Source organism: Neisseria weaveri (assembly GCF_900638685.1).
Lineage (GTDB): Bacteria > Pseudomonadota > Gammaproteobacteria > Burkholderiales > Neisseriaceae > Neisseria > Neisseria weaveri.
The window spans coordinates 871028-896586 of record NZ_LR134533.1 but is presented as its reverse complement, the minus strand read 5'-3'; the positions used below and the strand labels follow the sequence as shown (position 1 = coordinate 896586).

Genomic DNA, 25559 nt, shown 5'->3' with positions numbered 1-25559 from the left:
CAAAATTAGCGGGTATGCGGGTATGTTTTATATATCATATTGATTTATATATAAAAAACCATACCCGCTTAACAAATTTTAACGGGTATGTTAACGGGTATGCGGGTATGCTTTAATAATCAATATGTTACAAAGGCATATCCGTTTACAATTCAATCATACCCGTTGACATTGTCATTAGCGGGTATGTTTTAAACAATATAAATCAAAAGGTTAAATCAATCATACCCGCATACCCGCCATACCCGCTACTTTTTGCATATATATACACTTTCAAAATAAAAGAAACGGCAACATTTAAGGCGATTTTCAAAAAATCCGGCATGATATTTAACGCTATACGCCAAACAGCCTGAAAGCGCGGTAAAATCAGTAAAAACCATGTTATTGAAATGGGATTTATGGGGATAAATCGGGAACAATCGGGATAGCGGCCAATGTGCTGAAAACCACAAAATCAGCCTCAAAACGCTTTGACTTTTGCAATATGGGGGTATATTTGGGGGTATTTATCAAATATGTAAATAAAATTTACAATTAAACCAAATATTTAAATGACTGATTCAAGTCTCGATGTCGTCTAACGCCATAAATCAAGATTCAAGCATAGCAAGGCTTACAGCCTGATTAAAGGTGTTTTCAGACGGCCTTAATTATCCAATACAGTAAAATCCCGTCTAATTGAATAAACCAAAAAATTACGGTATCTTTTGCGGTATCTGAAAAATATTGCTAAAAAAGTACCGTAAAAATGCCGTTAAACGACTGTTTAATAAAGAACTTCGGCAGCATTAATTTATTTGACAGTTGTTGATATATTGTTAAACGGAATGGAATATCGGTTTGTATTTCTTATCATAAAAGGCCGTCTGAAAATTTCAGACGGCCTTTCTGTTTAAATGATTTGCAGGCAGATTATTTCGGGCTGACCATTTCTTCCGGTTTGACGAGTTCGTCAAACTCCTCTCCGGTTAATAAGGAGAGTTCGATTGCGGTTTCCCTGAGTGAAGAATTGTTTTTATAAGCGGTTTTTGCAACTTTTGCTGCATTTTCGTAGCCGATTTTGCGGTTCAGGGCAGTTACCAGCATTAATGAATGATGTAGGAAATAGTCGATTTTATCGGGTACGGGTTCGATTCCGACGGCGCAGTTTTCGTTGAAACTGTTGCAGGCATCGCCAAGCAGGCGGATGGATTGCAGCAGGTTGTAGCCGATAACGGGCATATAAACGTTGAGTTCGAAATTGCCTGACGAACCGGCCATGCCGATGGCGACGTCGTTACCGAAAACTTGGCAGCATACCATAGTCATGGCTTCGCATTGTGTAGGATTGACTTTACCGGGCATGATGGATGAGCCGGGTTCGTTTTCAGGGATTTTGATTTCGCCTAAGCCGCAGCGCGGGCCACTGGAAAGCCAGCGGATATCGTTGGCAATTTTGTTCAGGCTTGCTGCGAGTGTTTTGAGTGCGCCGGATGCGTATACGCAGGCATCGCGGCCGGCGAGGGCTTCGAATTTGTTTGGGGCGGTCACGAACGGTAAGCCGGAGAGTTCGGCCAGGCGTTCGGCTGCTTTAACGGCGTAATCGGGATGGCTGTTTAGGCCGGTTCCGACTGCAGTGCCGCCGAGCGGTAATTCATATAGGCCTTGCAGGGCATGGTTGAGCCGGTCTAGGCCGTGATCAAGTTGGCTGACGTAGCCTGAAAATTCTTGACCTAAAGTGAGCGGGGTTGCGTCTTGTAGATGGGTTCTGCCGATTTTGACGATGCCGGAAAATTCTTGTGCTTTTTTGTGTAGGGTGTTTCTTAAGGTTTTAACGGCGGGAATCAGCAGCCGGTTGATTTGAATGGCAGAGGCGACATGAATCGCGGTTGGGAAAGAATCATTGGTCGATTGGGCGTGGTTGACATGGTCGTTAGGATGTACAGGTTGGTAGGCGGCCAAGCCGGTGCCGGCGATTTCGTTGGCGCGGTTTGCTAACACTTCGTTCATGTTCATGTTGGATTGTGTGCCGGAGCCGGTTTGCCATACGACTAACGGGAATTGTCCGTGGAGTTTGCCTGATAATACGTCATCGGCTGCTTGAATGATTAATTCGGCCTGTTGCGGTTGGATGCGGCCTAAAGCGGCATTGGTATGTGCGGCTGCTTTTTTAACCAAAGCCATGGCTTCGATTAGGGGTTGTGGCAGGGTTTCGCCGCCGATTTTGAAGTTTTCCAAGCTGCGTTGGGTTTGTGCGCCCCAGTAGGCGTCAGCAGGTACTTCTACGTTGCCCATGGTGTCGTGTTCGGTACGGGTTGTCATGAAAGTCTCCTTTGAATTGATTAAACCAGTATTTAATGATAAATATTATCATTAAAATTAAGAGATGACTATGCTGTGTATTTTTCAGACGGCCTTTTCTTGTTTTGACATATTTTATCGAAGGCTTATGCTAGATTATTCCGATTTAAATTGAATATGGAATTGTTATGGAGATTGAGATGGTGAAACGGGTTTTAACGGCTATGGTATTGTCGTTGTCAACGTTTTCTGCACAGGCGGAACCGCTGCATTACAATTTGTTGGAATTTTCCGAAAGTGCTTCGATGGAAGTGGCTCGGGATATGATGAGTATCCGTTTGGAAGTAAGTCAGGAAGGTAAAGATCGGGCGGAAGTGAATCGGGAGTTTGTCCGTAAATTGAATGCCGTGACCAAGCGTATTGAAGCTAACCGTTTGTTTAAAAGCGAACAGCTTGGTAGAAATGCTTATCCGCAATATCAATATAAAAACGGTAAGCGTATTCAGATTGGCTGGCTGGAAAGTGCGGAAATCAAAGTGGAAAGTAAGGATTTTGCCGCGTTAAACCGATTGATTGCCGAAGTGCAAAACGAAGCGAATCTTGAGATGTCGCGTTTTTATGTGTCGAAGCAAAAGCGTGAAGAAGTGATCGATAAAGTCAGCAAGGCTGCGTTGCTGCGTTTTAAAGATCGGGCTGATACGCTCAGTAAAACATTGGGTTTCAGCGGTTATAAAATTGTCCGCCTGAATTTGGGGCAGGTTGGTAATCATGCCGTTAACGAAAATATGGCTTATGCGCCTATGGTTATGCGGGCTGCGAAAGTGTCCGACAGTATGGGTGAGGTGGCGGATGTACCCAGTCCGGGCGTGGAAGAAATCAGTATCACGGTGAGCGGTTCCGTGCAAATGTAACGGATAGCATAACTATCGGTAAGGCTGTATTTTTCAGACGGCCTCTGTAGATTCAAACAGGGCAAATTAAGATTGTAGGGGTTTAAGAGTATGAAAAAAGCGGTGGTTCGTTGGGCGGCATTGGCCGTTTCATCTGCGTTGGTGCTAACGGGATGTACCGTGGTGGCCGATGCGGTTGGTTATGATACGGCAACTTTGAATGAAGGCGCGGCAAAAAATTACGCTCAAGTTGTGAGGCAGGCAAAAAGTCAAAATACATTGGATACGACATCGGAAACAGCCAAGCGGATACAGCGGGTGTTTCAGCATTTGAAGCCGCATGCCGAGCGGATGAATAAAACCGGCGTACCCTTCCAATGGCAGATGAGTGTGATCAAGTCCGATGATTTGAATGCTTGGGCAATGCCGGGCGGTAAAATGGCAATGTATACGGGCATAGTCAACCGTTTAAAGCTGACCGACGACGAAATTGCAGCCATTATCGGCCATGAAATGACACATGCTTTATTGGAGCACAGTAAAAAAGCCGTCGGCCAACAAGTATTGACCGGTTTGGCTGCAAATATCGGCGGATCGGTTTTGCAGGCGCGTACGGGTATCAGCGGTGATATGATCAATTTATCTACCGGCTTGTTGAGCGAGTATGGCGTAAACATGCCGTTTTCACGCAGTCAGGAAACCGAAGCCGATGCCGGCGGTGTAATGCTGATGGCATTGGCAGGGTACAATCCCCAAGCAGCGGTAAGCGTATGGGATAAAATGAACAGGGTGAGTAATAACAACAGCGTATTGAGCGCCATTACTTCTACCCATCCGACCAATAACGCCCGTATTGAAGCTATCAGGAGAATGTTGCCGTCGGTAATGCCCGTATACGAGCGCAACCGGCGTAAATAATGAAGCATCAGGAAAACATCAAGAGGCCGTCTGAAATTTTCAGACGGCCTCTTTAAATGATTTTCCATGAGTGTTTATTCACATTCGAAATGTAAACAATCCGCATCCTCAAACCATAACGTATTTTTTCTGAAACCCTATAAGCCATCGGAGATTCAGATAAATCCCTTTTAATTGTAAAACCAACGGAATACCGATAAAAAGCATATTCCTATTTATGCAGATTTGGTTTATGATTGCAAAACTACTAACTGCTACACGGCAGTTTATCCAGAAGAAAAACCACGAGACGAAAAGGAACAAGAGATGTTAGAAGCCTATCGCAAAGCCGCAGCCGAGCGCGAAGCACTCGGTATCCCAGCCTTGCCGCTGACTGCACAACAAACCGCCGACTTGGTAGAGTTGTTGAAAAACCCGCCAGCAGGCGAAGGCGAATTTTTAGTTGATTTGCTCGCTAACCGTGTACCGCCCGGTGTAGACGATGCTTCCAAAGTTAAAGCATCTTTCTTGGCCGCAGTTGCCGAAGGAAGCGTAAGCAGCCCGTTGGTATCCCCCGAATATGCTACTGAGCTGTTGGGTACTATGTTGGGTGGTTACAACATCCACCCGCTGATTGAGCTTCTCGACAACGACAAACTGGCTCCCATTGCCGCCGAAGGTCTGAAACACACCTTGTTGATGTTCGACTCTTTCCACGACGTTCAAGAAAAAGCCGAAAAAGGCAATGTACACGCCAAAGCCGTATTGGAATCTTGGGCCAACGCCGAATGGTTCACTTCACGCGAAAAAGTACCTGAAAAAATTACCGTTACCGTATTCAAAGTAGACGGCGAAACCAATACCGACGACCTGTCTCCCGCGCCCGACGCATGGAGCCGCCCCGACATTCCGCTGCACGCTTTGGCGATGTTGAAAAACCCGCGTGACGGTATCAATCCCGACAAACCCGGTGAAGTCGGCCCCATCAAACTGCTGGAAGAATTGAAAGCCAAAGGCCATCCCGTTGCTTATGTCGGCGACGTAGTGGGTACCGGTTCTTCCCGTAAATCTGCCACCAACTCTGTAATCTGGCACACCGGTTTGGACATTCCTTTCGTGCCGAACAAACGCTACGGCGGCGTATGCTTAGGCGGCAAAATCGCGCCGATTTTCTTCAACACTCAAGAAGACTCGGGCGCATTGCCGATTGAGGTTGACGTATCGCAACTGAAAATGGGCGATGTAGTCGATATCCTGCCTTACGAAGGCAAGATTGTGAAAAACGGCGAAACCGTTGCCGAATTCCAATTGAAATCACAAGTATTGCTGGACGAAGTACAAGCCGGCGGCCGTATTAACCTGATTATCGGTCGCGGCCTGACTGCCAAAGCCCGCGAAGCTTTAGGCTTGCCCGCATCTACCGAATTCCGCTTGCCGCAAGCGCCTGCCGAAAGCAAAGCAGGTTTCACTTTGGCTCAAAAAATGGTCGGCCGTGCCTGCGGCTTGCCTGAAGGTCAAGGCGTGCGCCCCGGCACTTACTGCGAACCGCGCATGACCACCGTCGGCTCTCAAGATACCACCGGCCCGATGACCCGCGACGAGCTGAAAGACTTGGCTTGCTTGGGCTTCTCTGCCGACTTGGTAATGCAGTCTTTCTGTCATACCGCCGCTTATCCGAAACCGGTTGACGTAAAAACCCACAAAGAGCTGCCTGAGTTTATCTCTACCCGCGGCGGTGTGTCTTTACGTCCGGGAGACGGCGTGATCCACTCATGGCTGAACCGCCTGCTGCTGCCCGATACTGTCGGCACCGGCGGCGACTCGCACACCCGTTTCCCATTGGGTATTTCATTCCCGGCAGGTTCGGGCTTGGTGGCGTTTGCCGCGGCAACCGGCGTAATGCCTTTGGATATGCCTGAGTCTGTATTGGTACGCTTCAGCGGCAAACTGCAACCGGGCGTAACCCTGCGCGATTTGGTAAACGCCATTCCGTTGTACGCCATCAAACAAGGTTTGCTGACCGTGGCCAAAGCCGGTAAGAAAAACATCTTCTCAGGCCGCATCTTGGAAATCGAAGGTCTGCCTGATCTGAAAGTTGAGCAAGCGTTTGAATTGTCTGACGCTTCTGCCGAGCGTTCTGCTGCGGGCTGTACTGTTAAATTGAACGAAGAGCCGATCATCGAATACATGAAGTCCAACATCGTATTGATGAAGAACATGATTGCAGACGGCTACAAAGATCCGCGCACATTGGAGCGCCGCATCAAAGCCATGGAAGCTTGGTTGGCTAATCCGCAATTGATGGAAGCCGATAAAGATGCCGAATACGCTGCCGTTATCGAAATCAATATGGACGACATCAAAGAGCCGATTATCGCCTGCCCGAACGATCCGGACGACGTATGCTTCATGTCTGAAAAATCAGGCACGGTGATCGACGAAGTGTTTATCGGTTCTTGTATGACCAACATCGGCCACTTCCGTGCGGCTTCCAAACTGTTGGAAGGCAAGAGCGATATTCCGGTACGCTTGTGGGTCGCTCCGCCGACCAAGATGGATGCTCAAGAGCTGACCAACGAAGGACACTACGGCGTATTGGGTCGTGCCGGTGCGCGCATGGAAATGCCGGGCTGCTCATTGTGTATGGGTAACCAAGCACAAGTGCGCGAAGGTGCAACCGTGATGTCAACCTCAACCCGTAACTTCCCGAACCGTTTGGGTAAAAACACCAATGTGTTCTTGGGTTCTGCGGAATTGGCAGCGATCTGCTCGAAACTGGGTAAAATCCCGACAGTTGAAGAATACCAAGCCAATATCGGTATCATCAACGAGCAGGGCGACCAAATCTATCGTTACATGAACTTCAATGAAATCGACAGCTACAATGAAGTAGCAGAAAAAGTAAACGTGTAATGCGGATTTTCAGACGGCCTGAGCAAAGACGATAGGCCGTCTGAAAAAAATAAAACGGAATGGTTTTAGGCCATTCCGTTTTTTATTGCGTGAAGGCATGACAGTTATGCCGCCATTAATGACAAGGCAGTCTGAAAATATGGAAAAATTTTCAGACGGCCTGATTATATTATCCGGCTCAAACTGCAATTCATTTGAATATTTTTTAAAGGCAGTTTAGTTTATTGGTTATGCATTTTAATCTGCATATTTTCGCCGTGATAAGGATATTTTTTATAGCCTTTGGTTTGCACGGCCAACACTTTGCCGTCGTCGGCATCAACGATAACATCGTGTTTTAACCCGTTTGACAAAACTTCCACTTCATAATGACCGCCGGTATGGTAGTCGTATTCAAAGTCGACTTCTTTCGCATAACCGCCGATTTCGGCAAGGGCGTTGGCGGCTGCTTCTTTGCCTGAGACTGCCGCAAACATACCGAAAGAAAAGGCAACGGCCAGTGCGCTGACGACAACCGATAAAATGGCGGCTAAGGCCAAGCCGTTTAAGATTTTGCGTGTGGTGATCATGATTACTCCTTAAAAGGATTCTGCTTGGAATAATCAGCATGTTAACGGCATAGAGTTAGAAGAGAATTAGGAAAAATTAAGGAGGCCGTCTGAACATTTCAGACGGCCTTTGGCGTTGCAATAGCAATCCCGTAAGGCGGGCATCCTTGCCCGCTGTAACTGCTTGATGATTCAAACCAAGTAAAAGGCATGCAAGGATATCCCAACACAAATAAGAGAGGCCGTCTGAAAATTGGTTGATGAGTTTTCAAACAGATTCAGACGGCCTCTCATCTTTTGGATATTTGTTTGCTGTTTCCCGTAAACGACCTGCAATGGCGGGCAGGGATGCCCGCCCTACATGGTTATTCTATATAGCGAACAGAAAAGCCGCATACAACAGGCCGTCTGAAAACCTTACAACGGGTTTTCAGACGGCCTCATTCATGCTTCTCAATATTCGTTCAAGCTGCATTGCAAAACCTCAACGCGCTTCGTCGTAAACCGCCCGCACGGTTTCGCCGATGGCGGCGATGCCTTTGCGTAAGGTTTCTTCGTCTTGCGCGATGCTCATGCGGATACATTCGTGGGCGTGGCGGTAGTTTTCGGTGTCCATACCCACGAAAAACAGTTCGCTCGGAATAATCAGCGTGCCGGCGGCTTTCAGGCGTTCGTAGAGTTCATGCGAAGAAACGGGCAGGCCCTCAAACCAAATCCATAAGAAAATCGCGCCTTCGGGTTTGTGGATTTTCATCGGATAGCCGCCTAATTCTTTTTTCAGCAGCGACACGGCAAGGGCGGCCTGCTTGCGGTAAAACGGTTGTACGACGGTATCGGAGAGGGTTTTCAGACGGCCGTCTTGAATCAGCGGCGTGGCGATGGCGGCACCGAAGCGCGTGGGGGCAAGGTTCACAATCGCATTCAACGCGCTCACGGCCTTCACCACTTCGGGGTGGGCAACGATGATGCCGGTGCGCACACCAGGCAGGCCGATTTTGGATAAGCTGAAACAGAGAATAATGTTGTCGTGCCAAGTCAGTGTGGCTTTGCTGTAAATAATGTTGGGAAAAGGCATGCCGTAGGCGTTGTCGATAATCAAGGGGATGCCGTGTGCTTGGGCCAGTGCGTCCAAACGAGCCATTTCGTTGTCGGTTAACACGTTGCCGGTGGGGTTGGTGGGGCGCGAGCAGCAGATGGCACCGATTTTGCCTGCTTTCAGTTCGGGCAGGTTTTCCAGCGCATCGAAATCGACGCGGTATTTGAAAAATCCGCTTTCGCCTTCGTGTTCGACAGCTTCGATGCGCGGCGGCACGGCGGTGAAATGTTTGCCGTCGACATGTGCGTCGGCATAACCGATGTATTCGGGTGCGAGCGGCAGCAGGATGGTTTTGTCGGTTTCGCCGCCGTTGTCGTTGAAACGGCCGCCGAACAGGTTGAACAAATAGAAAAAGGCGTTTTGCGAACCGTTGGTCAGCACGATATTGTCTGCGCTGATGCCCCAGCCGTATTCGCGGTTGAAAAAGCCGACCAACGCATCAATCAATTTGGCATCGCCTTGCGGTGTGGAATAATTGCCCACGCTCTCCACGGCAGCGTCGTTATCCACCAGCGTTTGCAGTATTTCCCGATAGGTTTGGTTAACGGCTTCGATACGCGCGGGATTGCCGCCGCCAAGCATATTCACGGGGCGGTCGCTGTTGAGCGCTTTGCCCAAGTCGTCCATTAATTGCAGAATACCGCTGTTGCGGGTGAATTTTTGGCCGAAGGCTGAGAATTGCATGGCGGGTTCCTTTGTATATTCAAATAAAAGGATTATAACCCTGCGCGCTTTTTTCGGTATGGAGAATAACGGCTTAAGCACTTATTGTTCTGTGCGTTCTCCATCAGAGACCTTGCGTCTCGTTAATTCACTTAATTTTTAATTCAAAGCAGCAAACCGCGGAGTGTGCAAACGGCCTACACCAGCGTTCTCTTGGAGCGAAAACACGGCAACGTTCGCAGTAAAAGTGAAGTGGGTTCACTATAAAAAAACGGCGAAGCTGCTCAAAGGTTTAAGGCCGTCTGAAAAAGCATGCGGGTGTTTTTCAGACGGCCTCAAGCGGTATGGGAATATAACTTACAGTCAATCCGCTCTTTTTTAATTCAAAGCAGCAAGCCGCAGACGGGAATTTTGCAAAGGCTTCATCGGCCTTGCAATAGCCTTTCTCAATCGGGTATCCTTATATCCTATACTATTATTGAAAATAGTTCTCATTATTGATAGTATAGCCAACCGGCAAACACAGCTGCCGCTTCACTTTAATTTATGTCATATCTATATCAGGAGAATGTATCATGCGCCGTTTTTTAACCACTGCATGTTTGGTTTTGGCCGCTTTTTCGGCATCGCCCGCTTACGCAAAATTTAAAGTGGTTACCACTTTTACCGTGATTCAGGACATCGCCCAAAACGTGGCCGGCGATGCGGCAACAGTGGAATCGATTACCAAGCCGGGAGCGGAAATTCACGATTACCAACCCACCCCTCAAGATATTGCCAAAGCGCAGTCGGCCGATTTGGTGCTGTGGAACGGCATGAATCTCGAACGCTGGTTTGAACGCTTCTTCCAAAATGTGAAAAACAAACCGGCGGTGGTGGTTACCAAAGGCATCACCCCGATGTCGATTCACGAAGGCCCTTACAAAGGCATGCCCAACCCGCACGCGTGGATGTCGACCAGCAATGCGTTGGTGTACATCGAAAACATTAAAAACGCGCTGGTGAAATACGACCCGAAAAACGCGGCGGTTTATACCAAAAATGCGGCGGCATACAGCAACAAAATCAAGCAGCTCGACAAGCCTTTGCGCACCAAGCTGATGCAGGTGCCGCAAAACCAGCGTTTCTTGGTGAGCAGCGAAGGCGCGTTCAGCTATCTGGCGAAAGACTACGGTTTTAAAGAAGTTTACCTGTGGCCGATTAATGCCGAACAGCAAGGCACGCCGCAACAGGTGCGCAAAGTGATTGATGTGGTGCGCAAAAACAAAATTCCGGTGGTGTTCAGCGAAAGCACCATTTCGCCCAAGCCGATGAAGCAGGTGGCGAAAGAAACCGGTGCCAAATACGGCGGCGTGCTCTATGTGGATTCGCTTTCCGCCAAAAACGGCCCCGTACCCACTTATACCGACCTGCTGAATACAACGGTATCGACGATTGTTAAAGGATTTGGAAAATAATGATGTCCCCCGCTGCTGCTTCGATTCGTGTCGAAGATGTTACCGTGCGCTACAACAACGGCCACACGGCCATTTATGATTTTTCGCTGGATTTGGAAGGCGGCATGACCTGTGCGCTGGTCGGTGTGAACGGCAGCGGCAAGTCCACATTGTTTAAAAGCCTGATGGGTTTGCTCAAGCCGCGCAAGGGCGATATCCGCCTGTGCGGGCTGCCCATCGCGCAGGCTTTGAAAAGCAATCTGGTTTCTTATGTGCCGCAAAGCGAAGAAGTGGACTGGCAGTTTCCCGTTTCGGTTTACGATGTGGTGATGCAGGGCCGTTACGGCTACATGAATTTTCTGCGTATTCCGAGTAAAACCGACAAACAGAAAGTTCAGACGGCCATGGAACGCGTCGATATCGCCCATCTTGCCGAACGGCAAATCGGCGAGCTTTCCGGCGGCCAGAAAAAGCGCGTGTTTCTCGCCCGCGCATTGGCTCAGGAAAGCAGAGTGATTCTGCTCGACGAACCGTTTACGGGCGTGGACGTGAAAACCGAAAACATGATTATGGATCTTCTGGGGCAGTTGCGTGCGGAAGGCCGTCTGATTTTGGTTTCCACACACAATCTGGGCGTTGTGCCAGACTTTTGCGACCGCGTGGTGATGATCAACCGCACCGTATTGGCGGCCGGTTCTACCGAATCCACGTTCAACCAGCACAATCTCGAAGTCGCATTCGGCGGCGTGCTGCGTCACTTCAAACTGGCCGGCAGCGATTTGCACGACGATGAAGACAAACGCGCCGTTACGGTGCTGACCGACGACGAACGACCCGCGGTGTTTTACGGCGAAACCAAAATCGACCCGCCCGCATCCATCGCAAAATGCGGCTGCAACTGTGAGGAAGAAACCGTGCAGGAGCAAACGGAAAACGGCGGGGAGCGTTGATTATGCTGGATATGTTACTGGAGCCGCTCGCTTACGAATATATGGTGAAAGCCGTTGTGATCAGTGCTGCCGTGGGCGGGATATGTGCGTTTTTATCAGCCTATCTGATGCTCAAAGGCTGGTCGTTAATCGGCGATGCCTTGTCGCACTCGGTGGTGCCGGGCGTAGCCATCACTTATTCGCTCTCGCTGCCCTATTCGGTGGGGGCTTTTATTTCAGGCATCTTGGCAGCATTGGCGATTTTGTGGATTAAAGCGGTGAGCAAATTGAAAGAAGATGCCATCATCGGCTTTATTTTCACCACCTTTTTTGCACTCGGCCTGTTTATCGTTTCCATCAACCCCACCGCCGTGAATGTACAGGAAATCGTGTTGGGCAATATTTTGGGTATTGCCGACGAAGACGTTTTTCAAGTAGGCATCATTATGGCAGTGTGCCTGGCTTTTTTATTGCTGTTTTGGAAGAACCTGCTGCTGGTGTTTTTCGACGAAACTCAGGCGGTGGCCGTAGGTTTGTCGCCGCTGCGTTATAAAATCCTCTTTTTCACCTTGCTCAGTGCCTGCGTGGTAGCCGCCCTGCAAACCGTGGGTGCGGTGTTGGTAATAGCCATGGTGATTACGCCGGGTGCCACCGCCTATCTGCTCACCGACAAATTCAGCAAGCTGGTGGGCATTGCCGTGGCGTTGGGCTTTTTTACCGGCGGCATCGGCGCGTATGCCAGCTATTTTCTCGACGGAGCCACTGGCGGCATCATCGTTTGTCTGCAAACGGCGTTGTTTCTGCTGGCCTTTATCTTCGCGCCCAAATACGGCTTGTTGAAACAGAAACAAACTGCAGCGTTGCAAGGAGAAACCGGCCATGGCTGACATCATCAACTGGTTTGTCGAACCGCTGAGTTTTCCGTTCATGCAATACGCGCTGCTGACCGCGCTGATGGTGTCGGTGGTGTGCGGCATCTTATCGTGCTATCTGGTGCTGAAAGGCTGGTCGCTGATGGGCGATGCCATTTCCCATGCCGTATTGCCCGGCATCATCGTTGCCTTTGTAACCGGCATCCCTTTGGTGGTGGGCGCATTCGTTTCCGGGCTGGCCTGCGCCGTGGGTGTGGGCTATCTGAAAAACAACAGCCGTCTGAAAGAAGATACGGTGATGGGCATCGTGTTTTCGGGCATGTTTGCTTTCGGCTTGGTGTTGTTTACCAAAGTGGAAACCGACCAACACCTCACGCATATTTTGTTCGGCAACATTCTCGGCGTGAGCTATGAAGAGCTGATCCGCACGCTGATTATCTGCGCCCTCGTTTTTGCGGTGGTGATGTTGAAGAGAAGGGATTTGATGCTCTACTGCTTCGACCCCGTTCAGGCGCGGATTGTCGGTTTGCCGCCGCAACTGCTCCACTACGGGCTGCTGATTCTGCTGGCGTTAACCATCATCAGCGCGATACAGGTTGCGGGCGTGGTGCTGGTGATTGCCATGCTGATTTCTCCCGGCATTACCGCTTCGCTGCTGACCCACCGTTTCGACCGCATGATGGTTATCGTGGTGGTGTGCTCCGTGATTACTGGTTTGGCCGGCACGATATTGAGCTACCATTTGGATGCCGCCACAGGGCCGGTGATTATTTTGTTGCAGGCGGCACTGTTTTTGTGTGCGTTGGGGTATTCCAAATTGCGGGAGAGTTTATAGCTGTTTAGCAGAATGAAGTGAATGGGAAGAGGCCGTCTGAAAAATGCTTTTCAGACGGCCTCTTCACAGGTATGGCGGGCAGGGATGCCCGCCCTACGGTTGAGGGTTTGCTTGGTTGGTGTGAAACGGTTTGGTTTGAAATAGAGCGGAACATCATTTGCTTTCACGAACCCGCGCGGAATCCAAATAATTTTGAATACAAGAGCAGAGGCCGTCTGAAAGGTTTGTCGGCAAGTTTTCAGACGGCCTGCGTAGGGCGGGCATCCTTGCCTGCCGTTGCAGGTCGTTTACAGGAAACAGCAAACAAAATATCCAAAAGACGAGAGGCCGTCTGAATCCGTTTGAAAACTCATCAACCAATTTTCAGACGGCCTCTCCTATTTGTGTTTGGATATCCCTGCCTGTCTCTTACTTGGTTTGAATCATCAAGCAAACGGCGGGCAGGGATGCCCGCCCTACGAGGTTGCAAAGCCAAAGGCCGTCTGAAAGTATGGAATTTTCTTTTCAGACGGCCTTTCGGATTATCTTGGTTTAACAAAGCAAACGGCGGGCAGGGATGCCCGCCCTACGGGATTGCTATTGCAACGCCAAAGGCCGTCTGAAATGTTCAGACGGCCTTTCCAATCAACCTTAATTCAATAAGGTTTCAAACTATGCAACGGCTTATGCTTTGTAGTCGCTGAAGTCGAGCAAACCGGGTTGGCCCATGGCCGGGTCGGTTTTGTAGGCAGCCATCGCGTCGGCCACAGTCATGCCCAGTGCTTTGGCAACGCCTTCGCCGTAAGCCGGGTCGCAAGCGTAGCAGTTGCGGATGTGGCGGTATTTGATGAAGTCCAGCGCATCGCCCATACCCGCGGCAGTGTTTTTGAACAGGGTTTCTTTTTGTTCGCAGCTCATCAGGTTGAACAGCGCGCGCGGTTGGCTGAAGTAGTCTGCGTCGTCTTCGCGGTAGTTCCAATGTGCCGCATCACCGTTGATTTTCAAAGGCGGCTCGGCGTATTGGGCTTGGTCTTGCCATTGGCCGAAGCTGTTCGGCTCGTAATGCAGGGTGCTGCCGTAGTTGCCGTCAACACGGCCTTGACCGTCGCGGGCATTGCTGTGTACGGGGCAACGCGGTGCGTTCACCGGAATTTGATGGTGGTTCACACCCAAGCGGTAACGCTGTGCGTCGGCATAGTTAAACAAGCGGGCTTGCAACATGCGGTCGGGAGATACGCTGATACCGGGAACCAGATTGCTCGGTGCAAAGGCAGATTGCTCAACATCGGCAAAGAAGTTTTCAGGGTTGCGGTTCAGCTCGAACTCACCTACTTCGATCAGCGGGTAATCGCCTTTTGGCCATACTTTGGTCAAGTCAAACGGATGGTAAGGCACTTTTTCGGCATCTGCTTCAGGCATCACTTGGATATACATGGTCCATTTCGGGAAATCGCCTTTCTCGATAGACTCATACAGGTCGCGCTGATGGCTTTCGCGGTCATTGGCAATGATTGCGGCAGCTTCTTCGTTAGTCAGGTTTTTAATGCCTTGTTGGGTACGGAAATGGAATTTCACCCAGAAACGCTCGTTTTGTGCATTAATGAAGCTGTAAGTATGGCTGCCGAAACCGTGCATGTGACGGTAAGAAGCAGGAATACCGCGGTCGCTCATCACAACGGTTACTTGGTGGAAGGCTTCGGGCAGAAGAGTCCAGAAGTCCCAGTTGTTGGTGGCGGAACGCATATTGGTACGCGGATCGCGTTTTACCGCTTTGTTCAAGTCGGGGAATTTACGCGGGTCACGCATGAAGAATACGGGCGTGTTGTTACCCACCATATCCCAGTTGCCTTCTTCAGTGTAGAACTTCAAGGCGAAACCGCGGATGTCGCGCTCGGCATCGGCCGCACCGCGCTCACCGGCTACTGTGGTAAAGCGGGCGAACATTTCGGTTTTTTTGCCTACTTGGCTGAAAATTTTGGCTTTGGTGTATTGAGTGATGTCGTGGGTAACGGTGAACGTACCGAAAGCACCGGAACCTTTAGCGTGCATACGACGCTCGGGAATCACTTCGCGCACGAAGTTCGCCAGTTTTTCGTTCAGCCACAAATCTTGCGCCAACAAGGGGCCGCGCGGGCCGGCGGTGAGGCTGTTTTGGTTGTCGACAACGGGCGCGCCGTTGTTCATGGTTAAATGGGTTACGGGACATTTGGACATGGTTTGCTCCTTTCAGCAATAAGTTATATCGTTAATTTGTTTGAAAGCGTAAAAACAATTGTCTTGCGACAGGCCTTCCGTGTTTTGGATTGTGGCTGTATTTCTTTTGTTTTTTTCTATGGAGCTAACTATACATTAAAATTTTAGCTATTAAAACTATGAAACTGATTAAAAATTTATATTTTAAATTGATAATTTATTTTCAATTGTGTTTGTTAATAAATAAAGGGTTTAAATAGGCCGTCTGAAAATCTTCAGACGGCCTGATTGATTTTAGTATTTTGATTATACGTTATTTTTTCTCTATTGGGGAGTTGCTTTCCTTCCATGCCGCAAAACCGCCGTCAATGTGGGAAACATTGGTCATGCCCATATCTTGTAGGGTTTTGGTAGCTAAGGCGCTGCGCCAGCCGGCACCGCAAAACAAGATAAACTCGGTATCTTCGTTGGCAAAAACCGGTTTGTGGTAGGGCGATTCGGGATCAACCCAAAATTCGAGCATTCCGCGCGGCGCATGAAACGCATTCGGTACCCTGCCGCTGTGTTCGAGTTCGCGGATGTCGCGGATGTCGATTAAGGTAGCTTTTCCCGATTCGGCACGGCGGCGGGCTTCTTCCACGCTGTGCGTGGTGATTTGGCTCATGGCTTCGTTAACCAGTGCTTGGAATCCTTTTGTAACTGGCATGATTTTCTCCTTTGCAGTCAATGATAAAGGCCGTCTGAAAAATATTCAGACGGCCTTTAATGTAAACAAAAGCGGTTTAGGCTTCAACAGGAATCAAACCGATTTTCGCCTGCCATTGTTTCGGCGCGATGGCGTGCACGGATTGGCCGCTGCTGTCCACCGCCACGGTTACGGGCATGTCTTTCACTTCAAATTCGTAAATCGCTTCCATACCCAAGTCTTCAAAGGCCACCACTTTGGCTTCTTTAATGGCTTTGGCCACCAAGTAGGCCGAACCGCCTACCGCCATCAGGTAAACCGCTTTGTTGTCGGCAATGGCTTCGCAGGCGGCGGCACCGCGTTCGGATTTGCCGATCATGCCGAGTAAGCCGGTTTGCTCCAGCATTTGGCGGGTGAATTTGTCCATGCGGGTGGCGGTGGTGGGGCCGGCGGGGCCGACTACTTCGTCGCGCACGGGGTCAACCGGGCCGACGTAGTAAATCAGTTTGTCGGTGAAATCGACCGGCAGTTTTTCGCCTTTGTTGAGCATATCGGCCATGCGTTTGTGGGCGGCATCGCGGCCGGTGTAGATTTTGCCGTTGAGCAACAGCACATCGCCCATTTTCCAAGTGGCAACTTCTTCTTTGGTGAGCTTGTTTACGTCTACGCGCTTGCCGTTGTCGGGGCTGTATGTGATGTCCGGCCAGTCTTCCAATGAAGGCGGGTCGAGTTTCACGGGGCCGGAGCCGTCCAACTCAAATTCAACGTGGCGGGTGGCGGCGCAGTTCGGAATCATAGCCACAGGTTTGGATGCGGCGTGGGTGGGGTAATCCAAGATTTTGACGTCGAGAACGGTAGTCAGGCCGCCCAAGCCTTGTGCGCCGATGCCCAACGCGTTCACTTTTTCAAACAATTCCAAACGCAGGGCTTCGGTGGTGGAGAGTTCCGCGCCCGAAGCGGCTTTTTCCTGCAATTCGTGAATATCGACGTGGCTCATCAGCGATTCTTTCGCCAATAAAGCCGCTTTTTCGGGCGTGCCGCCGATGCCGATGCCCAAGATGCCGGGCGGGCACCAACCTGCGCCCATTGTGGGGATGGTTTTCAGCACCCAATCGACAATCGAATCGGAAGGATTGAGCATGGCGAGTTTGGATTTGTTCTCCGAACCGCCGCCTTTGGCCGCGCAGGTTACTTCCACTTTATCGCCCGCTACGATTTCCATGTGGATTACAGCCGGCGTGTTGTCTTTGGTGTTTTGGCGTTTGCCGGCAGGGTCGGCCAAAACCGAGGCGCGTAAAGTGTTGTCGGGGTGGGTGTAGGCGCGGCGTACGCCTTCGTTGACCATTTCCTGCACGCTCATTTGCGCGTCCCATTGCACGTTCATGCCCACTTTTAAAAACACGGTGGCAATGCCGGTATCTTGGCAGATGGGGCGGCGGCCTTCGGCACACATGCGGCTGTTGACCAGAATCTGCGTCATCGCATCTTTAGCGGCAGGGTTTTCTTCTTTCTGCCACGCTTTATATAAGGCTTGGATGTAATCGACGGGGTGGTAGTAGCTGATGAATTGGAAAGCATCGGCAATGCTTTGAATGAAGTCTTCTTGTTTGATAACGGTCATGGTTGTGTTCCTTGCAGTTTGTTTGCCGCCGTTTGGGGCGGTCTGATTGTTGTTGTGTGTAATCGGTTGCTATTTAAACACTTTATTCAGCATGTGTACATATCTTAACTGAATCTGTCTGTATCACTTTAATCGACAGGCCGTCTGAAATTTTCAGACGGCCTGTGCGGGAATATTCAAGCATACGGTCGGGGCGGTTTTGTTTTACAATAAGCGTCATTCGTTTTGAGTCTGACAGGTTTTATGAAAATACTGATTTTGGGTAGCGGTCAGGTCGGTTCGACGGTGGCGCAGAATCTTGCAGCCATGCCGAATAACGATGTGACGATTATCGATATTGATGAAAATGCGTTGCGGCACTTGAGCAGCAGGTTGGATGTGCAAACCATTCAGGGTAATGGTGCTTCTCCCGTGGTGCTGGAAAAAGCGGGAGCTGGTGATGCGGATTTGCTGCTGGCATTGACGCGAAGCGATGAAACCAATCTGGTAGCCTGTAAGATTGCCGGAGACTTATTCAATATTCCAAGCCGCTTGGCAAGGGTCCGCTCTTCCGATTATTTGGAATTTGCAACCGAAGACGGCGGTGTCGGCGATGCTTTGTCTTGGTTTCAGGTTACCGAATCCATCAGCCCGGAGCAGTTGGTTACCGAGCGTTTGGCCGGGTTGCTGAGCTATACCAGTGCTTTGCAGGTTTTGCGTTTTGCCGATGAAAAAGCCTGTATGGTTATTCTGCAGGCACACCATGGCGGTTTGCTGGTTAACAAGGAAATTTCGCAAATCAACAGCCATTTGCCCGATGGTGTGGATTGCCAAATCAGTGCGATCTACCGCAATAACCGTTTGATTGTGCCGACGGCGAAAACCGTGATTGTCGAGGGTGATGAAGTTTGTTTTGTTGCAGCGGCGGAAAATGTAAAAGTCATTATGCGTGAACTGCGTCCGACCGAGCATAGAACACGCCGCGTGATGATTGCCGGCGGCGGTAATATCGGCTACCGCTTGGCCAAGCAAATGGAATCGCAATACGATATTAAGATTATCGAATTTAACCACCACCGTGCCGAGTGGTTGGCGGAAAATTTGGATAATGCCTTGGTGTTGAACGGTTCGGCAACCGACGAAAGCCTGCTGACCGAAGAATATATTGATGAAATTGATGTCTTCTGCGCACTGACCAATGATGACGAAAACAATATTATGTCGAGCCTGTTGGCAAAAAATTTAGGAGCCAAGCGCGTTATTACCATTGTGAACCGTTCCAGCTATGTCGATTTGCTGGAAGGTAACAAAATCGATATTGTGGTTTCTCCCCATCTGATTACCATCGGCTCGATTTTGGCTCACGTTCGCCGAGGAGACGTAGTGGCGGTGCATCCGTTGCGGCGCGGCACGGCTGAGGCCATTGAGGTAATTGTGCATGGCGACAAACATACGTCCGCGTTGGTCGGGCGTCGGGTGTCTGATATCAAATGGCCTTCCGGCTGCCATTTTGCCGCTTTAGTTAGAGGTGACGAAGTGATTATGGGACATAAGGAAAATGTTGTTATGGAAGATGGCGACCATATTATTTTCTTCGTATCCCGCCGCAGAGTGTTGAGAGAATTGGAAAAACTGATAGAAGTGAAAATGGGCTTCTTCGGTTAAGTATAGTTTGTTAAAAAGGCCGTCTGAAAATTTCAGACGGCCTTTTTTATAGCCCTAAAAAAGGTTGGCATCAGCTTGGTTGAGGTTTGGGATGGTTTAAAGAAGTCAGTTTGACAGTTAAAAACTTCAACAGCAAACCATAGGCCGGTACGAAAAACAGCGTACAGATAGCCAGCTTGAACAAATAATCCACAAAAGCGATTTCGGGCCAATGCTCTGCCATGAACGCATCTGAGCTCGCGTAAAAAGCGATAGCGAAAAACAGCAGCGTATCCAAAGCATTACCGATGAATGTTGAAGCAGTCGGTGCGATCCACCAAGATTTCAGACGGCGTAAACGGTCGAAAACGGCGATATCCAGCAATTGCCCGAAAATATAGGCGCAGAAACTGGCGAGTGCGATACGGCCTACAAAAGTATTGAACGCAGCAAGCTGCTGCCAGCCCGACCAATTGCCTTCCGTAAATAAAACCGACACAACATAAGAAAGCAAAAGCGCAGGAAACATCACCCAAAAAATAATTTTACGGGCCAATTGTCTGCCGAAAATGCGGACGGTTAGGTCGGTGGTTAAAAAGATAAAGGGAAAAGTAAATGCGCCCCATGTCGTGTGGAACCCGAATAATTCAAACGGAAACTGAACGAGATAATTGCTGGCGGCAATAATGAGGATATGGAAAAAACTCAGCCAAAGCAAAGCTTTGTGCTGTTGCTGTGTAGAAAAACGATACATGGTGTTTCTTTCAGGAAAAATGTTCAGACGGCCTGAAATATTTCAGCATAACAGGCCGTCTGAAAAATATAAGGATACTTATTTAATTGTTAATTTAAGAAAGCAAGTTATTGCATATCGTGCGCAAACAGACGTTCGCGTGCCAATGCTTCAAAGCCGGTTTCCGGCTTTCCGTAATTGGCAAAAGGATGGATGGCGATACCGCCTCTGGGTGTGAATTCGCCGAACACTTCGATGTATTTCGGCTGCATGATTCTGATTAAGTCTTTCATGATAATGTTGACACAATCTTCATGAAAGTCCCCATGGTTGCGGAAGCTGAATAGATAAAGTTTTAAAGACTTGCTTTCAACCATTTTAATATCCGGAATGTAACGGATATGGATGGTTGCGAAATCCGGCTGTCCGGTCATCGGGCATAAACTGGTGAACTCCGGGCAAATAAATTTTACAAAATAATCATTATCTAAATGTTTATTTTCAAATGTTTCCAGAACTTCTGGAGCGTAGCTTGTCTTATATAAGGTGTTTTGATTGCCGAGCAGTGTAAGTCCGGACAATTCTTCGGTATTGCGGGTCATAATCAATTCCTTAGTTTTTTAATGTGGGAGGTTTTCGAACCACAGTAGAAAACGCTATTTTAATTCAAGAAAATTATTTTGTATTGCATAAATTAGGAGTTTTTTGTTTTTTATGTGTTGTTTTGGTTTTCAAGTCATGTTTGGGACACAAATTATTGGAGATTTGTTATCAAAATAAAATTTAGTGTCTGTAAATGAAGATAATCGGTATCAATAATAGCCCGTTGGCTGGTTTGTTGTTATCTCAAACCACTAATAAGCCGTTTGTAATGACTGTAAGCCGATTGTCTGGTTTTAGTAATTTAATTGACCATTTTGTTTAATATATCAGTCAAGAGATAAGCTGAATATTTTTAAACGTTCGGTTTAAATCTAAGAGTCATATTATGGGTAACGTCTTATAAATAAAGACATAATATTTAAATAGCATTTTATTTGGTTGAGAACAAAATAATGAAATTTTCACAAAACGAACTCAATGATGTATTGAATCTTATTTCTCAGAGATTGCCAGGTTTCTCTACTCAGCAAGCTCAATTGGCACGTTTGCTCCGTATCGTAACAGAGCGTTTGAGCGGGCACTTAAACGAAGGCTTGAAAGAATTCGGCATTAATGAAAACCTGTGGTTTGCTATGATGGCTGTCTATGCAAGCCCGAATAGCGAAATCTTGCCGTCCCGCTTAAGTGATTTGATGGATCTGACCCGTACCAGCGCAACACGCTTGTCGGATGAAATGGTTGAAAAGGGTTGGGTTGAGCGTCATATCAACCAGCAAGACCGTCGTCAAATCGTTTTAAAATTGACTGAAGATGGCGAATCGTTTATTCGTCAGGTTTGGCCTAAAGTTTCCAGCAACAGCGGCGAGGTTTGGAATAATTTCTCTGAAGAAGAATACGACCGCTTGGAAGATCTGTTAACCCAATTGTTAACTAAATTGGGCAATTGATTCTGACTTTAGGATGTGATAATTACCAATTTATTCAGGGTAGTTGCGATGAAGTATTCATTGGCATTCGGCGCGGGAATATTGGCGCTGTCCCTTTTGACTGCATGTGCATCAAACAATAAACCTGCGCCGTTGGAGGAATCAGCGGCGCATTTTTTGCTTGATAAAAATGCCATGTTGTCTTCGGAAAGAGGATGGTGGGTTCCGTTAAAAGATAAATCACTCAATAGATTGGTTGAACGGGCTTTATTTGGGGCTCAGGATATCCGGCTGATGAAAATGCGCCTGCAGCAGGCAGAAATCATGCCGAATTTTGAAATTGTCGATATTACTGTGCCGAAAGGCGGTTTGACCGGTCATCAGAGTGTGTCGTCTGAAAAAATCGATCAGCAAACTTTTTTAGCTTTTTCCAAGCAGGATAATGCTTATTTTCAAGTATCTTCTGCACAACAGGCAGCCTGGTTTTACGAATACCTGCAATTGCGCCAGCTTATGGCGCATACTGTTTTTTCGAAATACACAGAATGGCAGGCTTTAATGGAGAAGCAGAGGCTGCTGAAAATGCAGATGGCTTTGTCAAAAGACAATCAAAAACTATTGCAACAACGCCGCAATGCAGGAATTATGGCAAGTAATGAGCTTTATGCGGAAGAAACCCGTTATCAACAAATGTTGGTTGAGAGTATCGGGCTTGAACGCAAGGTAATGTCGATTAGACATAGCTTGGCTGTTTTGTGTGGATTGCCGCCGCATTCTTTATATGATTTCCAACCGAAAAAGCAGGTTTTGCCGTCTGAATTGAATGTTGCCAAGATTAAAGTAGGTTTATTGTCGCAGCGACCTGATATTGCTTTATTCCAACAAGTCTTGTTAAAAGGAAAACAGCATAATAAGGATTTGTTGAAAGTGTCTAAAAATTGGAATTCAACATCGGATATATTATTAAACCAGCAGAATAAATTTGATTTTACTGAACATGTATATTCTGATGGGGATTCTGTAAATAACAGGCAGTCGGCAGAAAGCGGTAAGTTGTGGCAGCAGTTAAAAAGAATGCCTTATAACGAACAAATTTCGCACTACGAACAAGTAGTGCTGAATGCAATGCGTGTTGCTACAGATGCTGTTAATGAATACAATATGTTGAAATATCAGGAAAAACTTCAAATTCAGGTATTGGGTAGTGCAGAAAAGAGGGTGCGTTTGTTGCAGCAGCGTTTTCAGGCAGGGTTGGAAAACAAATTGGCTTATGACAAATATCAGGCCGAAGCATTAACGCTCAAGATGAAGTTGGTGGATACGAGAAAAGAGTTGCTTCAGTCATGGAGCAATTTGTATTTACAGTTGGGCGGCAGCTTCTGATTTACTATTGACATCTGCGTTCAATAAATTTATTAAAAAAACTGAATGTAATCCTAGGAGACATTAAATATGGATTCGAATTCGGGTAAAAATTCTTCTCAATTTGATTATAAGCAATCAAGAAAAAGCGTATCTTCTTCAAAACGCAGTTTTGCAGTTACAGTTTTGTTGGCGATAGCAATAGGTTTGGGTATTGTGCTTTATTATTTTTTGATGGAAAAAAATAAAGCCTCGACCCATAAAGCCTATGTTGCAGGCCCTTCTGCCTATGTAATTCCCCAGGCATCCGGAGTGGTGAAAAAAATTGTTGCGAATGACGGAAGTAAGGTTAAAAAGAATGATTTGTTATTGGTATTGGATGACACGGAATTTCAGACGGCCTATGAAGATGCTCAAAATGTTTTGATTAAAGAAATACAGGCGAATAAAGGTAAAACAGCTTCTTTGTCGAAATTGAGAGCTAATGTTTTGGCCCATAAGGCAGATCTGGCAAGAGCTCAAGCCAATTTGCGTCGTCGTGAATCATTATTGGGAACGGAGGCGATTTCAAACGAAGAATTGAGCCATGCAAGAGCGGCGGTAGTGCAAGCCCAAGCATCTTTAAGAATTGCTGAAGCAGAAGAGCAAGCCAAGAAAACGGGTTTTTCAGGTGGGCTTGGTATACGTAATCAGCCCGAAATTCAAGCAGCTGTCAATAATTTGAAAAAAGCTTGGCTAAATCTCCAATATACGCAAATTAGAGCCCCTATAGACGGGCAGGTTAGTGTATATGGGATTCAGGCGGGGCAAAGAATTTCGGCTGGCGAACCTGTTATGAAGCTGTTTGCCCAACAGGGCTTGTGGGTTAATGCATTTTTAAATCCCAAACAACTGAGTCAAGTCAGAATGGGGCAGGCTGCAGAGATTACGGCAGACTTATATGGTAGCGAAATTGTCTATACAGGGAAGGTAGTTGGTTTTTCCAGTAATCATCATTTAAAGCAAAAAAAGCTGCCTGAGATGTCATTAATTTCTGTTCGTATTGCGTTACAGCAAAAAGAATTGCAGGCTTATCCACTCAAATCCGGTTTGAGTATGAATGTCACCATAAATACTGCCATTAAAGATGGTTCTGCAAAAATGCTGGTAGAAGTTCCTAATCAGTCTTATGTGCAGGAATTGCCGGGTATTGATTGGGCACAAGCAGATAGATTAATTGATGATATTTTTGAAAAATATGCCCGTAACAGCAAATAGTTAATCAGGTAAGTTCGAATAATTGAGTTTATTCATATAAAAAGGCCGAGACCTTTGCAAAATAGCCCCTTTACCCAACAGCCGAAACCCAAACACAGGATTTCGGCTGTTTTCCGTTCTAAATATCCCCTTTATTCCCCTCAAATACCCGATAATCGGGTATCTGAGCTGCCTTTCAGATGGCAACAGGCGCACGTAGCCTGTTGGCCGCCTTCAACAGGTTCACACACATCGCCTTCAGGTGGCTTTGCGCCCTCACTTTGCCCAACCCGAAATAGGCTGCCCGTCCATAGCGGAATTTGCGGTGCAACGTACCAAAGCTTTGTTCGACCACATAACGGGTTTTCGATAAGTGTCGGTTACGTTTGGTTTGCGCTTCCGTCAGCGGCCGGTTGCGGTGGGATTTGCACATGATGCCGTCCCGCAACTGATGTTCTTCCAGATGTTGCCGGTTTTCCATACTGTCGTAGCCTTTATCGGCATAGACAGTCGTGCCTTTGACTAGGCCTTCCAACAAAGGCAGCAGGTGTTTGCACTCATGGGCATTGGCGGCAGTGATGTGCAGTTTCTCAATATAGCCTTCCGCATCGGTACGGGTATGTTGTTTGTAGCCCGGATGGAAGCGGCCGTCTTTCTTTACCCAACGGGCATCGCTGTCTTTACTCGGTGTGGTTTGGCTGTTGACCTTCCCTTCGTCATCCACTTCTATGGCCTGACGCTGTTTGCCGCCGGCCGTCTGAATAATGGTAGCGTCAACGATGGCGGCGGATGCTTTCTCTACTTTTAAACCCTTGTCAGTCAGTTGGCGGTTAATCAGATCCAGTAATTCGGCCAAGGTGTTGTCTTGCGCCGGCCGGTTGCGGTAACGGCATAAGGTGCTGTGATCGGGGATGCTCAGTTCGTCAAAACGGCAAAACAGATGGAAATCGATGCGGGTAATGAGGCTGTGTTCGAGTTCGGGATCGGAAAGGCTGTGCCATTGGCCGAGTAAAACGGCTTTGAACATGGACAGCAGGGGATAAGCTGGACGACCGCGGTGGTCTCGAAGGTAACGGGTTCTTTGATGGTTGAGGTAATGCTCGATCGGTTGCCAATCAATCACCTGCTCCAACTTCAACAGGGGGAAGCGGCCGATGTGTTTGCAATCATAGCTTGGGCGGTTTGCTGAAAGAAGGTGCTCATGAAAAATCCCCTAAATGTCTTGGGAGGGAATTT

General features: G+C 48.0%; 20 protein-coding genes, 1 pseudogene and 1 riboswitch. Of the genes and pseudogenes, 11 read left to right on the top strand and 10 right to left on the bottom strand.

Features of this window, described 5'->3' with window-relative positions; all coding sequences use genetic code 11:
• Positions 1-915: 915 nt before the first annotated feature.
• Entirely contained in the window at positions 916-2304 is a 1389-nt protein-coding gene (fumC, locus tag EL309_RS04355; RefSeq protein ID WP_004283764.1) for a class II fumarate hydratase, read from the bottom strand.
• A 182-nt stretch (positions 2305-2486) separates the two neighbouring features.
• Between fumC and EL309_RS04350 the strand changes: the two genes are divergently transcribed.
• From EL309_RS04350 to acnB, 3 genes are all read left to right on the top strand, one after another.
• A complete protein-coding gene (locus EL309_RS04350; protein WP_193777286.1) occupies positions 2487-3194 on the top strand; it encodes an SIMPL domain-containing protein in 708 nt (235 codons plus the stop codon).
• Positions 3195-3284: 90 nt separating this feature from the next.
• Entirely contained in the window at positions 3285-4091 is an 807-nt protein-coding gene (locus EL309_RS04345) for a M48 family metallopeptidase (RefSeq protein WP_004283766.1), read from the top strand.
• A 306-nt stretch (positions 4092-4397) separates the two neighbouring features.
• Positions 4398-6983 carry a bifunctional aconitate hydratase 2/2-methylisocitrate dehydratase gene (acnB, locus tag EL309_RS04340; protein WP_004283767.1) on the top strand — a complete coding sequence of 862 codons (2586 nt, stop codon included), beginning with the start codon at positions 4398-4400 and terminating at the stop codon, positions 6981-6983.
• Positions 6984-7204: 221 nt separating this feature from the next.
• On the opposite strand, the gene EL309_RS04335 is transcribed toward acnB, so the two are convergent.
• On the bottom strand, positions 7205-7552 hold the full coding sequence (locus EL309_RS04335) for a PepSY domain-containing protein (protein ID WP_004283769.1): 348 nt from the start codon (positions 7550-7552) through the stop codon (positions 7205-7207).
• Positions 7553-8015: 463 nt separating this feature from the next.
• Positions 8016-9311 carry a valine--pyruvate transaminase gene (locus EL309_RS04330; protein WP_004283770.1) on the bottom strand — a complete coding sequence of 432 codons (1296 nt, stop codon included), beginning with the start codon at positions 9309-9311 and terminating at the stop codon, positions 8016-8018.
• Positions 9312-9865: 554 nt separating this feature from the next.
• Between EL309_RS04330 and EL309_RS04325 the strand changes: the two genes are divergently transcribed.
• From EL309_RS04325 to EL309_RS04310, 4 genes are read left to right on the top strand one after another with little or no spacing between them, the layout of a single operon-like run.
• Positions 9866-10747 carry a metal ABC transporter substrate-binding protein gene (locus tag EL309_RS04325; protein WP_004283771.1) on the top strand — a complete coding sequence of 294 codons (882 nt, stop codon included), beginning with the start codon at positions 9866-9868 and terminating at the stop codon, positions 10745-10747.
• Positions 10747-11676 carry an ATP-binding cassette domain-containing protein gene (locus EL309_RS04320; RefSeq protein ID WP_004283772.1) on the top strand — a complete coding sequence of 310 codons (930 nt, stop codon included), beginning with the start codon at positions 10747-10749 and terminating at the stop codon, positions 11674-11676. Before EL309_RS04325 ends, EL309_RS04320 begins: the two co-directional genes overlap by 1 nt.
• 2 nt (positions 11677-11678) lie before the next feature.
• Positions 11679-12542, top strand: coding sequence for a metal ABC transporter permease (locus EL309_RS04315; RefSeq protein ID WP_004283773.1), 864 nt, complete (start codon positions 11679-11681; stop codon positions 12540-12542).
• The gene (locus tag EL309_RS04310; protein WP_004283774.1) at positions 12535-13362 is read left to right on the top strand and encodes a metal ABC transporter permease; all 828 of its coding nucleotides are present in this window, start codon (positions 12535-12537) and stop codon (positions 13360-13362) included. The genes EL309_RS04315 and EL309_RS04310 overlap by 8 nt, the downstream gene beginning before the upstream one ends.
• Positions 13363-13366: 4 nt before the next feature.
• On the opposite strand, the gene EL309_RS10680 is transcribed toward EL309_RS04310, so the two are convergent.
• The 4 genes from EL309_RS10680 to EL309_RS04295 form a co-directional block, all read right to left on the bottom strand.
• Positions 13367-13519: a hypothetical protein gene (locus EL309_RS10680; protein ID WP_164717528.1), complete on the bottom strand. Its 153-nt coding sequence runs from the start codon at positions 13517-13519 to the stop codon at positions 13367-13369.
• A 506-nt stretch (positions 13520-14025) separates the two neighbouring features.
• Positions 14026-15555, bottom strand: coding sequence for a catalase (locus tag EL309_RS04305; RefSeq protein WP_040669769.1), 1530 nt, complete (start codon positions 15553-15555; stop codon positions 14026-14028).
• Between the two features lie 292 nt (positions 15556-15847).
• Positions 15848-16240 (bottom strand): rhodanese-like domain-containing protein, encoded by a 393-nt coding sequence (locus tag EL309_RS04300; RefSeq protein ID WP_004283776.1) that lies wholly within the window; start codon positions 16238-16240, stop codon positions 15848-15850.
• Between the two features lie 76 nt (positions 16241-16316).
• The gene (locus EL309_RS04295; RefSeq protein ID WP_004283777.1) at positions 16317-17840 is read right to left on the bottom strand and encodes a fumarate hydratase; all 1524 of its coding nucleotides are present in this window, start codon (positions 17838-17840) and stop codon (positions 16317-16319) included.
• A 243-nt stretch (positions 17841-18083) separates the two neighbouring features.
• Between EL309_RS04295 and trkA the strand changes: the two genes are divergently transcribed.
• Positions 18084-19484, top strand: a complete 1401-nt coding sequence (gene trkA, locus EL309_RS04290) for a Trk system potassium transporter TrkA (protein ID WP_004283779.1) — start codon at positions 18084-18086, stop codon at positions 19482-19484.
• Positions 19485-19554: 70 nt separating this feature from the next.
• Here trkA and EL309_RS04285 read toward each other — a convergent pair whose 3' ends face one another.
• Together EL309_RS04285 and queF are read right to left on the bottom strand one after the other, a co-directional pair.
• Positions 19555-20217: a 7-cyano-7-deazaguanine/7-aminomethyl-7-deazaguanine transporter gene (locus tag EL309_RS04285; protein ID WP_004283780.1), complete on the bottom strand. Its 663-nt coding sequence runs from the start codon at positions 20215-20217 to the stop codon at positions 19555-19557.
• A gap of 107 nt (positions 20218-20324) precedes the next feature.
• Positions 20325-20798, bottom strand: a complete 474-nt coding sequence (gene queF, locus EL309_RS04280; RefSeq protein WP_004283782.1) for a preQ(1) synthase — start codon at positions 20796-20798, stop codon at positions 20325-20327.
• 4 nt (positions 20799-20802) lie between these two features.
• A riboswitch (PreQ1 riboswitch) is annotated at positions 20803-20847 on the bottom strand.
• 404 nt (positions 20848-21251) lie between these two features.
• On the opposite strand from queF, the gene EL309_RS04275 reads away from it, so the two are divergent.
• The 3 genes from EL309_RS04275 to EL309_RS04265 all read left to right on the top strand — a co-directional run bounded on the left by EL309_RS04275 (position 21252) and on the right by EL309_RS04265 (position 24344).
• Positions 21252-21746, top strand: a complete 495-nt coding sequence (locus tag EL309_RS04275; protein ID WP_004283786.1) for a MarR family transcriptional regulator — start codon at positions 21252-21254, stop codon at positions 21744-21746.
• A 48-nt stretch (positions 21747-21794) separates the two neighbouring features.
• Positions 21795-23108 (top strand): TolC family protein, encoded by a 1314-nt coding sequence (locus tag EL309_RS04270; RefSeq protein ID WP_004285428.1) that lies wholly within the window; start codon positions 21795-21797, stop codon positions 23106-23108.
• Between the two features lie 69 nt (positions 23109-23177).
• Positions 23178-24344, top strand: coding sequence for an HlyD family efflux transporter periplasmic adaptor subunit (locus tag EL309_RS04265; protein WP_004283791.1), 1167 nt, complete (start codon positions 23178-23180; stop codon positions 24342-24344).
• 175 nt (positions 24345-24519) lie between these two features.
• On the opposite strand, the pseudogene EL309_RS04260 reads toward EL309_RS04265, so the two are convergent.
• Positions 24520-25526, bottom strand: a pseudogene (locus tag EL309_RS04260) (IS5 family transposase).
• Positions 25527-25559: the final 33 nt, after the last annotated feature.

Coding starts and splice junctions, on each gene's coding strand:
- queF (WP_004283782.1), bottom strand. CDS start 20,798: ATGACCCGCAATACCGAAGAATTGTCCGGACTTACACTGCTCGGCAAT.
- EL309_RS04320 (WP_004283772.1), top strand. CDS start 10,747: ATGATGTCCCCCGCTGCTGCTTCGATTCGTGTCGAAGATGTTACCGTG.
- fumC (WP_004283764.1), bottom strand. CDS start 2,304: ATGACAACCCGTACCGAACACGACACCATGGGCAACGTAGAAGTACCT.
- EL309_RS04305 (WP_040669769.1), bottom strand. CDS start 15,555: ATGTCCAAATGTCCCGTAACCCATTTAACCATGAACAACGGCGCGCCC.
- EL309_RS04295 (WP_004283777.1), bottom strand. CDS start 17,840: ATGACCGTTATCAAACAAGAAGACTTCATTCAAAGCATTGCCGATGCT.
- trkA (WP_004283779.1), top strand. CDS start 18,084: ATGAAAATACTGATTTTGGGTAGCGGTCAGGTCGGTTCGACGGTGGCG.
- EL309_RS04335 (WP_004283769.1), bottom strand. CDS start 7,552: ATGATCACCACACGCAAAATCTTAAACGGCTTGGCCTTAGCCGCCATT.
- EL309_RS04265 (WP_004283791.1), top strand. CDS start 23,178: ATGGATTCGAATTCGGGTAAAAATTCTTCTCAATTTGATTATAAGCAA.
- EL309_RS04315 (WP_004283773.1), top strand. CDS start 11,679: ATGCTGGATATGTTACTGGAGCCGCTCGCTTACGAATATATGGTGAAA.
- EL309_RS04285 (WP_004283780.1), bottom strand. CDS start 20,217: ATGTATCGTTTTTCTACACAGCAACAGCACAAAGCTTTGCTTTGGCTG.
- acnB (WP_004283767.1), top strand. CDS start 4,398: ATGTTAGAAGCCTATCGCAAAGCCGCAGCCGAGCGCGAAGCACTCGGT.
- EL309_RS04325 (WP_004283771.1), top strand. CDS start 9,866: ATGCGCCGTTTTTTAACCACTGCATGTTTGGTTTTGGCCGCTTTTTCG.
- EL309_RS04345 (WP_004283766.1), top strand. CDS start 3,285: ATGAAAAAAGCGGTGGTTCGTTGGGCGGCATTGGCCGTTTCATCTGCG.
- EL309_RS04275 (WP_004283786.1), top strand. CDS start 21,252: ATGAAATTTTCACAAAACGAACTCAATGATGTATTGAATCTTATTTCT.
- EL309_RS04310 (WP_004283774.1), top strand. CDS start 12,535: ATGGCTGACATCATCAACTGGTTTGTCGAACCGCTGAGTTTTCCGTTC.
- EL309_RS10680 (WP_164717528.1), bottom strand. CDS start 13,519: ATGATGTTCCGCTCTATTTCAAACCAAACCGTTTCACACCAACCAAGC.
- EL309_RS04300 (WP_004283776.1), bottom strand. CDS start 16,240: ATGCCAGTTACAAAAGGATTCCAAGCACTGGTTAACGAAGCCATGAGC.
- EL309_RS04270 (WP_004285428.1), top strand. CDS start 21,795: ATGAAGTATTCATTGGCATTCGGCGCGGGAATATTGGCGCTGTCCCTT.
- EL309_RS04330 (WP_004283770.1), bottom strand. CDS start 9,311: ATGCAATTCTCAGCCTTCGGCCAAAAATTCACCCGCAACAGCGGTATT.